Source organism: Candidatus Methylomirabilota bacterium (assembly GCA_035936835.1).
In the GTDB taxonomy this organism is placed as follows: Bacteria; Methylomirabilota; Methylomirabilia; order Rokubacteriales; family CSP1-6; genus AR37.
Genome location: DASYVT010000124.1, coordinates 1 through 8111, shown reverse-complemented (window position 1 = coordinate 8111; position 8111 = coordinate 1). Strand labels below are relative to the sequence as shown.

General features: G+C 68.9%; 8 protein-coding genes. 3 read left to right on the top strand and 5 right to left on the bottom strand.

Going from position 1 to position 8111, the window contains the following annotated elements; translation table 11 throughout:
• Positions 1–257: 257 nt before the first annotated feature.
• Both VGV06_10565 and VGV06_10560 read left to right on the top strand, forming a co-directional pair.
• Positions 258–716 (top strand): DUF3237 domain-containing protein, encoded by a 459-nt coding sequence (locus tag VGV06_10565; GenBank protein ID HEV2055599.1) that lies wholly within the window; start codon positions 258–260, stop codon positions 714–716.
• A gap of 167 nt (positions 717–883) precedes the next feature.
• Entirely contained in the window at positions 884–1270 is a 387-nt protein-coding gene (locus tag VGV06_10560; GenBank protein ID HEV2055598.1) for a VOC family protein, read from the top strand.
• A 448-nt stretch (positions 1271–1718) separates the two neighbouring features.
• Here VGV06_10560 and VGV06_10555 read toward each other — a convergent pair whose 3' ends face one another.
• Genes VGV06_10555 through VGV06_10545 form a run of 3 tightly spaced genes read right to left on the bottom strand, consistent with a single transcriptional unit; the run spans position 1719 to position 4929 of the window.
• Positions 1719–2585 carry an aldo/keto reductase gene (locus VGV06_10555; GenBank protein ID HEV2055597.1) on the bottom strand — a complete coding sequence of 289 codons (867 nt, stop codon included), beginning with the start codon at positions 2583–2585 and terminating at the stop codon, positions 1719–1721.
• Positions 2582–3661: a phosphotransferase gene (locus VGV06_10550; GenBank protein HEV2055596.1), complete on the bottom strand. Its 1080-nt coding sequence runs from the start codon at positions 3659–3661 to the stop codon at positions 2582–2584. Before VGV06_10550 ends, VGV06_10555 begins: the two co-directional genes overlap by 4 nt.
• A gap of 56 nt (positions 3662–3717) precedes the next feature.
• Positions 3718–4929, bottom strand: a complete 1212-nt coding sequence (locus VGV06_10545; protein HEV2055595.1) for an MFS transporter — start codon at positions 4927–4929, stop codon at positions 3718–3720.
• 48 nt (positions 4930–4977) lie between these two features.
• On the opposite strand from VGV06_10545, the gene VGV06_10540 reads away from it, so the two are divergent.
• Positions 4978–5604 carry a YqgE/AlgH family protein gene (locus VGV06_10540; GenBank protein HEV2055594.1) on the top strand — a complete coding sequence of 209 codons (627 nt, stop codon included), beginning with the start codon at positions 4978–4980 and terminating at the stop codon, positions 5602–5604.
• Positions 5605–5612: 8 nt separating this feature from the next.
• On the opposite strand, the gene VGV06_10535 is transcribed toward VGV06_10540, so the two are convergent.
• The gene (locus VGV06_10535) at positions 5613–7232 is read right to left on the bottom strand and encodes a thiamine pyrophosphate-binding protein (GenBank protein ID HEV2055593.1); all 1620 of its coding nucleotides are present in this window, start codon (positions 7230–7232) and stop codon (positions 5613–5615) included.
• A gap of 7 nt (positions 7233–7239) precedes the next feature.
• On the bottom strand, positions 7240–8111 hold an 872-nt coding region (locus tag VGV06_10530), incomplete at its 5' end, for an alanine racemase (GenBank protein ID HEV2055592.1).

The window sequence follows — 8111 nt, the reverse complement described above, 5'->3', positions numbered from 1 at the left end:
GTCCATGGGTGACACCTCGTTCCACGGCATCTGGGCACCTCCCGGGGTGCCTCAGTGTTAGCGAACTGTCACCCATGTCCCTGGACTAAACTGTCACCCATGTCCCCGGACCGTACCCCGCGCGAACCCTAACTCCGGCATCCAGCCGACGGCCTGCGGCTGCGGCTGATGCGCGACGTTAGGTCGCATCTCTAAGGTGGACATGAAAGGACTCGCCAGAGTCCTGAAGCAAATGGACCAAAAACAAGGAGCGCACCATGGGAGACCTGAAAACCGAGTTGCTGTGCGAGATGAGCGCAGACCTGGAAGAGCCGCAGGATATAGGGACCACACCCTATGGCAACCGGCGGATTATCTCTGTCACGGGTGGGAGCTTTGCTGGACCAAGGCTCAAGGGGGAGGTACTCCCTGGGGGAGGAGATTGGCTCCTCATCCGCCCCGACGGTGTGCGCCAACTTGATGTCCGGGCTACGCTCCGTACCGACGATGGCCACCTGATCTACGTGTCCTACCGCGGCATCGCCGATATCTCGCCCGCGGTCTTCCAGCGCTTACTCCGAGGCGAAGCCGTTGACCCCGCAGAATACTACTTCCGGACCACCCCGGTCTTCGAGACAGGGTCAGAGAAGTATGGGTGGTTGAATCGGATCGTGACGGTTGGGGTGGGCACACGCACACCAACGGGGGTCGGGTACATCGTGTATGCCATTCTCTGAAATCGTGCGGGGACTCTGCGCGGCGTGTCGGGCCGAGGGCAATGGGAGCGGTGGGCACGGTGAGTGTCACCCACCTGAGGCAGACCTAACTTGGCACTGGAGTTGCGGGCGTTAGGCGTCAGCGTTCTCGGTGCGTCACAAGGATTGCCTCGGAGGTTCGGAACATCATGCGCGTAGGTCTTGACCACATACACGTCTTCTCGACAAACCTCTCGGTTACCGTCGAGTTCTTCCAGAAGATGTTTAACGCCGCGATGGTCTGGGATGAAGAGGCCGCGGGGGTACGCACAGTACGGCTTCGGCTCGGGAACGCGTTCGTTCACGTCTACGAGCAACCCCCGAAGGCGCAACCTGGAGGCGCAATGCATCATGTCGGGATCGAGACTGACGATCTCAATGAACTTGTTGCCAGAATGAAGGCAAACGGGCATAAGTTTCGCACCGCAATTCGGGAGCAACCGAAGTTTAGGTACGTAATGACCGCCGGCCCCGATGATCTTTTGATTGAGCTCTTTCAATGCCTTGAGCCGCAACGGTGGCAGCTGAAGCAGTGATAGCGAAGTTCACTGGTACCCGCAAAGTGCCGCCTAACCCTTCCATCGAGCGGACGTGCCCCAGCAAGCTGGGTCCCGCCGCTCATGTCAAACGTTCGGCTGAATCAAGGAGGTCACGAGCGATGCCGGGATATGTCGAAGGCAAGGACAAGAACGAGATCCTGACTGCGCTCGTCGGCACGGCCGAGCCGGGATCGCGGGTCCATGAGCAACAGAAGATGGGGATCGTCGTCCGCTGTACGGGGGACCTGGAGAAGGTCCTCGCTACGTCCCCACCGAGGCCGGCGTGTTCAATGGTGGCGCGGCGGACGAAGAGCTCGGACAGCAGCGCCACGCGCTCGCTCCCCTCTTCTTCGCGGGACAGGGTGTGATCACGCAGTAGCGTTTGCGGAGCGAGAAGACATGAGCGGAACGCCGAGCAGCGCGTCCGAGCCGAGGCTGCTCCCCGTCAGGCGGGGAGGCCGAACAGGGACGTCATCCGGGTCGAGCCGAGCATGGCCTCCATCTCCGCGTCCGGCGGACGGCGCTCGAAGCGGCTCGCGGCATCCAGGACCCGGGGAAGCAGTGCGAGGTCTCCAACCGTGTTGATGAAAATACCCGGCAGGCCGAGGATCCAGTGGACTGCCCGGTCGATGTCCTCCTGCGCCTCGAGCGGCTGATACCAGGTGGTGTGCGTCCGGTCCGTGGTGGCCCACGGCCCGCGCGCGATCGACTTGATGATCTGCACCGCCACGTTGCGCTCGCGGCAGGTGGCGAGCACCTCGTCGAAAGTGTTCCGGTAGCGCTCGTTCTGGGCGAAGAGGAAGTTGAACGGCAAGAGCACGGAGTCGAAGTCGAAGCGCGCGAGGCTCCGCCGGTGCATGGCGGCGATGGTCCAACCGTGGCCTGTGACGCCGATGAAGCGCACCAGGCCCTGCTGGCGCGCCTCGACCGCCGCCTCGAGCGCGCCCTCGGGTCCCATCGCCTGGTCCCAGTCGTCCGGATGCCCAAGCGAATGGAGCTGGATCAGATCGACGTGATCGACGCGCAGCCGGTCGAGCGAGCGGTGGATGTCCTCCCGGGCCTCCGGGCCGGTTCGCGACCCGGTCTTGGTCGCGAGGAAGAAGTCCTTCCGGTGACGCGCCATCCACGGGCCGATGCGGAGCTCGGAGTCCCCGTACCGAGCGGCGGTGTCGATGTGGTTGACGCCGTACCGCAGCAGGACCTCGAGCGTGCGATCCGCGTCCGCCTGGCCGGCCCGGGCCAGCGCGGCTGCGCCGAAGAGCGTCACCGTGCTCTGGTGACCCGTCCGTCCGAATGGCCGCTTCTCGATCATCGCGTGCCGTCCTGGGGCGCCCGAGCTTCGACAATTGCCCAGCCGGCCTCGGCCATCGGGCGCGCCCGCTCGCCGCGCGCGCGCGCGTTGGCGTCGTTGGCCGTGCCCGCCAGCACCCGCCCCATGATCCCCTGCGCGATGGCGGAGAGCCTGAACATCGAGAAGGCGACGTAAAAACTCCAGTCCGGGATGCTCGTCCGCCCCGTGCGGCGGCAGTAGGCGGCGAGGTACTCCTCCTCCGTCGGGATGCCGAGCGCGCGCAGGTCCTGGCCGAGAACGCCGCCTAAGATATCAGGCTTCAGGTGATAGGGCATGGCGTTGTACGCGAGATCGGCCAGCGGGTGGCCGAGCGTCGCCAGCTCCCAATCGAGGACGGCAACCACGCGCGGCTCGCGCGGATGGACGATGAGGTTGCCCAGGCGGAAATCGCCGTGGACGACCGTCGTCTCGTCATCGGCCGGGATGTGCTCGGGCAGCCACGCCATAAGTAGCTCCATCGCCTCGATGCGCTCCGTCTCAGATGCGCGGTACTGCTGCGTCCAGCGGTGGAACTGCCGCGTGAAGTAGCTGCCCGGCTTGCCGAAGTTTTCGAGGCCCAGCGCCTTGAAATCCTGCCGGTGGAGCCGCGCCATGACGTCGTTCATCGAATCGTAAATCGCCGCGCGCTCGGCCGGCGTGCACCCCGGCACGAGCGGGTCGACCATGATGCGTCCCTCGACCCAGTCCATGACGTAGAAAACCGTGCCGATGACCTCGGGGTCCTCGCACAGCACGTAGGTCTTCGGCACGGGCACGTCGGTGCGCCCGAGCGTCGTCAGGATGCGGTACTCGCGGTCCACGGCGTGCGCCGACGGCAGGAGCTTGCCCGGCGGCTTGCGCCTGAGCACGTACTCGTGGCCGGCGGCGGAGAGCCGGTACGTCGGGTTGGACTGGCCGCCCTGGAACTGGCTGACGGTCAGCGGCCCCGCGAAGCCCGGGATGCGCCCGGCGAGATAGCGCTCGAGCGCGCCAAGGTCGAAGCGGTGCGTTTCCCGCACCGGGGTCGTGTCGGATGTCAGCGTGGTTTCTGTGGTCATTGTACGTTGGCTCCCGCTGGGGACGTGGATTCCCGTGGATTCCCCCGGGGGGTGGATTATACCCGATGGCGCCGCCGCCAGAGGAGGGCGAGCGCCAGCACGAGGCAGAGCCCCATGCCGCCGCCCCAGAGACACGCCGCGCCTACGCCCCACTTCTCCGCCACCCCGCCCGCGAGCAGCGCGCCGAAGGGGTGCGCGCCTACGAAGACCAGCGCGTAGAGGCTCATCACCCGCCCCCGGAGATGATCGGGCGCGGTCACCTGCACCGTGGTGTTGCAGCTCGCCATGAAGAAGATCTGGGCGAAACCCATGACGGCCAGCGCCGCTGCCGCGACCCAGAAGTGCCGGACCGCTCCCAGGCCGAGCAGCCCTGTCGCGGTCACGAGGGCCGCCGCGACGATGAGGGCGAGCGGCGGTCGTGCTCGGGTCATCGCGGCCAGGGCGAGCGCCCCCGCCACCGCGCCGAGGCCGAGTGAAGCCATGAGGAGGCCGAAGCCGCGCGCGCCCTCGTGCAACACGTCGCGGGCCACGAGCGGCACAAGGACGTTGAAGTTGAGGACGAAGAGGCTCACGACGAGGAGGAGACCCAAGATGAGCCCGATGAGCGGCGTGCCGGCAGCATACCGCACGCCCTGGAGGATCTCCTGGCCCAGCGTGGCAGCCGCGCGGGGACGCGGCGCCCCCTCGTTGCGGATGGCGGCAAGGGCCACCAGCACCCCGAGGAAGCTCAACCCGTTCAGGAGGAAGGCCGGCGCGACGCCGTACCGCGCGATGAGCAGGCCCGCGACGGCGGGGCCCACGACGCGCGCGCCGTTGAAGACGATGGCGTTGAGCGCGATGGCGTTCATGAGATCGCCCTTGCCCACGAGCTCCCCGACGAAGGACTGCCGGGCCGGCAGGTCGAGCGTGTTGGCGATGCCGTAGACCGCGGCCAGCACGGCGACGTGCCAGAACTGGATCTGCCCCGTCCAGTCGAGTGCGGCCAGGGCCAGGGCCTGGAGCATGAGCGCGCCCTGCGTCAGCAGGAGGAGGCGCCGCTTGCGGACGCGGTCGGCGAGCGCGCCCGCGAGGAGGGAAAAGAACAGCATCGGGCCGAACTGCAGCGCGCTGATCACGCCCAGCTTGAACGGCGAGCCCGTCAGCTCGAGCACGATCCAGACCTGCCCCACGCTCTGCATCCAGGTGCCGACGAGGGAGACGAGCTGACCGGACCAGAAGAGGCGGAAATCGCGGTGGCGGAACGCGCGGAGCCCGACGGGCCAGGGCATCGTCTATACTGTGCCACGAATTCAACTTCCGGGACGGAGGTGAGAGACGTGTTCCTCGCGCGGGCTTTGCTACCCGCGGCAGTCGCCGCGGCCGTCGTGCTGGGCGCCGCGCTCTTGGCCGCGGAGCCGGCCAGCACCCAGGCGCAGAACGCGCGTCTTGGCGGCCAGCTCCTCGTGGCCACGTCCGAGCTCGAGGGCCCGACCTTCGCCCGGACGGTCATCTACATGGTCCGCCACGACGCCCGGACCGGCGCCATGGGACTCATCGTCAACCGTCAGCTGGGGGAGGTGCCCATGGCGGTCCTTCTCAAGCAGTCCGGCCTGCCGAGCGCAGGCGCCAAGGGATCGGTCAGGCTCCACGTGGGCGGCCCCGTGGAGGCGACGCGCATCTTCGTCCTGCACACCGACGACTACGCGGGGCCCGACACGGACAAGGTCGGCAACGGCGTCGCGATCACCTCCGAGTCGTCCATTCTCAAGTCCATCGCCGAGGGCAAGGGCCCGCGCCGCACCCGCTTCACGCTGGGCTACGCCGGCTGGGCGCCGGGACAGCTCGAGGCCGAGATGGAGGCGGGCTACTGGATCGTCGTGCCGACCGACGACGCCATCGTCTTCGACGACGCTTACGAGACCAAGTGGGACCGGGCGATGGCCAGGCGGAGAATCAGCCTCTAGCGCGCCGCTCAGTGAGAGGGCGCCGACGCCGCGCGGTAGGTCGGCGCCGCGACGCCGTCGATCATCACGTTGACGCAGGCGGGCAGCCCCGAGGCGAGCGCCCGATCGAGGGCGGGCCCGAGGTCCTCCGGGCGCTCCACGTGCTCGCCGTACCCGCCCAGCGCTGAGGCCACGAGATCGTAGCGGGACGGATTGAGCTCGCACGCCACCGCGCGCGCGGCGCCGTAGTGCTGGAGCTGCAGCTGGTGCTCGGCGTTCCAGCGCGCGTCGTTGCCCACCACGGCCACGATGGGCAGCCCTGCGCGCAGGGCGGTGTCGAGCTCGAAAGCGTGGAAGCCGAAGGTGCCGTCGCCGAGCGCCGCGATCACGGGCCGGTCGGGATGGCGGAGCCGGGCGCCGAGCGCCAGCGGAAGCGCGCTGCCGATCGAGCCCGAGAGACCGTTGATCAGGCGCGTCCCGGCCTCGCACCCGGCCTGGATCCACTGGCCGAACTCGCCGCCGTCGGCGACGAGGACGGCGCCGCGGTCGAGCAGCGGCTGGATCGCCGCGCAGACGCGCAGCGGATGCATGGGCGTCCGTGACGACCGGCGAAGGCCGTCCCACTCCGCGGGCACAGACGTTCGCGCTGAGGCAACTTCGTCTCCCCAGGCCCGCCAGCTGCCCGCGAGAGCCGGGATCGCGGTCAGCTCCCCAGCGAGAAGCGCCGGATCGGTGACCAGCCCGAAGCTGACGCGCCCGCTCCGGTCGAGCGCTTCGGCGTCCCAGTCCGCCTGGACGAAACGGCACGCGGGGTCGAAGGGCGGCGCGCCCCCGAAGCGCACGGCGAAATCAAGCTTCTTGCCGAGGAGCAGGACGAGATCGGCCCGGCCGAGACAGCCGGTCGCCATGTGAAGCCACGGGTCGTTGACGCCGCGTGGGCTCTCAATCGGGAGCGCCGGGATGCCGGTCGCTGAGGCGAGCAGGTCGACGGCGGCGCGGCGGGCGGGTCTCGCCATTGCGGGCCCGATCAGGATGAGCGGCCGGCGCGCCCTCTCAAGCAGCTCGAGGACGCGGCGCAGATCGGCCTCCGCGGCTGACATCGAGCCGCGCGGCCCGGCGGCGAAGCCGGCGGCGCCCTCGTCTCCCACCGTCGCGTCGAGCAGATCGCCGGGCAGGCTCACGTGCACGGGACCGGGCCGGCCGTTCCGCGCCAGCTCGAGCGCGAGCGAGATGTCCTCGCCGAGCCTCGCCGCGTCCTTGGCGACCCACGAGGCCTTGGTGACCGGCGCCGCGGCGCCGGCCTGGTTGATTTCCTGGAAAGCGCCGCGGCCCGCCTGCGCGGCGGGCGCGTGTCCGCTCAGCAGCACGACGGGCGATTCCGCCATCAGCGCGCCGTAGAGGGCAGACAGCGCGTTCATGTGGCCCGGCCCCGCCGTCACCAGCGCGACGCCGGGCTCTTCGCCGAGCCGCCCCCAGGCGTCCGCCATGTGCACGGCGGCGGCCTCGTGCCGCGTGTGGATGATGCGGATGTCGCGGCCGATGGTGGCGTCGTAGACGGAGAGGATCTGGTTGCCGGAGAGCGAGAAGAGGTGGCGGACGCCCGCTCCGGCGAGCGCGCCGACGACCAGGTCGGCCCCTCGCGCGGTCATGGTAGGCCTAGCGCACGCGGCCGCGCGCGGCGACCGGCCAGACGACCTCGACCGTCGCGCCGCGGACGCCGTACAGCTCGTCCACCATGTTGCTGACGACGCAGCAGTGGTTCGGCACGACGTGGACGATCTCGCCCACCTTCGGGCGCTCGGCGCAGGCCGAGAGATCCACGATGCCGTGCTCCTCCGAGAGATTGGCGACCACGGCCTCCGGGTACTCCATGACGTGCCCGAAGCCCTTCTGGCCGTACTGGTCGGAGGTCAGCACCTTCGTGCCGGCGTCCAGGATGGCGCGCCCGTCGGTGGGCCGGCTCACGACCGTGGCGCGCACGCGCATGGCGCAGTTGTCCCACGTCGCCGTCCCCGACGAGACGACCATGGCGTCGTTGAAGACGCAGGTGCCCGCGCGGTGCTCGGTCAGCATGGGAAAGTTCTGCGCCGTGAAGATGCCTGGTGTCCCGCCGCCCGAGACCACGGGCACCGGAATGCCCGCGCCCTTGAAGAGGCCGAGGGCGCGCTCGAAGAACTCGCGCGTCGTGGGCTCGCGGTTGGGAAAGGTCATGAGGCCGCGGAACTGCATCTTGGGCAGGCGCGCGACCAGGCGCGCCAGGTCGAACGCGGCCTCGGGAGTCTGGACGCCCGTGCGTCCGAAGCCCGTGTCGCACTCGACCAGGAAGCGCACGTCGAGTCCGTGGCGGACGCCCGCCTCGCTGAGCTCCTTCGCCACCACGTCATTGTCGAGGACCACTGTCAGCGCGGGCGCCCGCTTGATGAGCGCCATCAGGCGGTCGGTCTTGGCGCGGCCGAGGATGTTGAAGGTCAGCAGGATGTCGTCCGCCACGCCCGCGTCCACGAAGACCTCGACCTCGCCGATCTTCT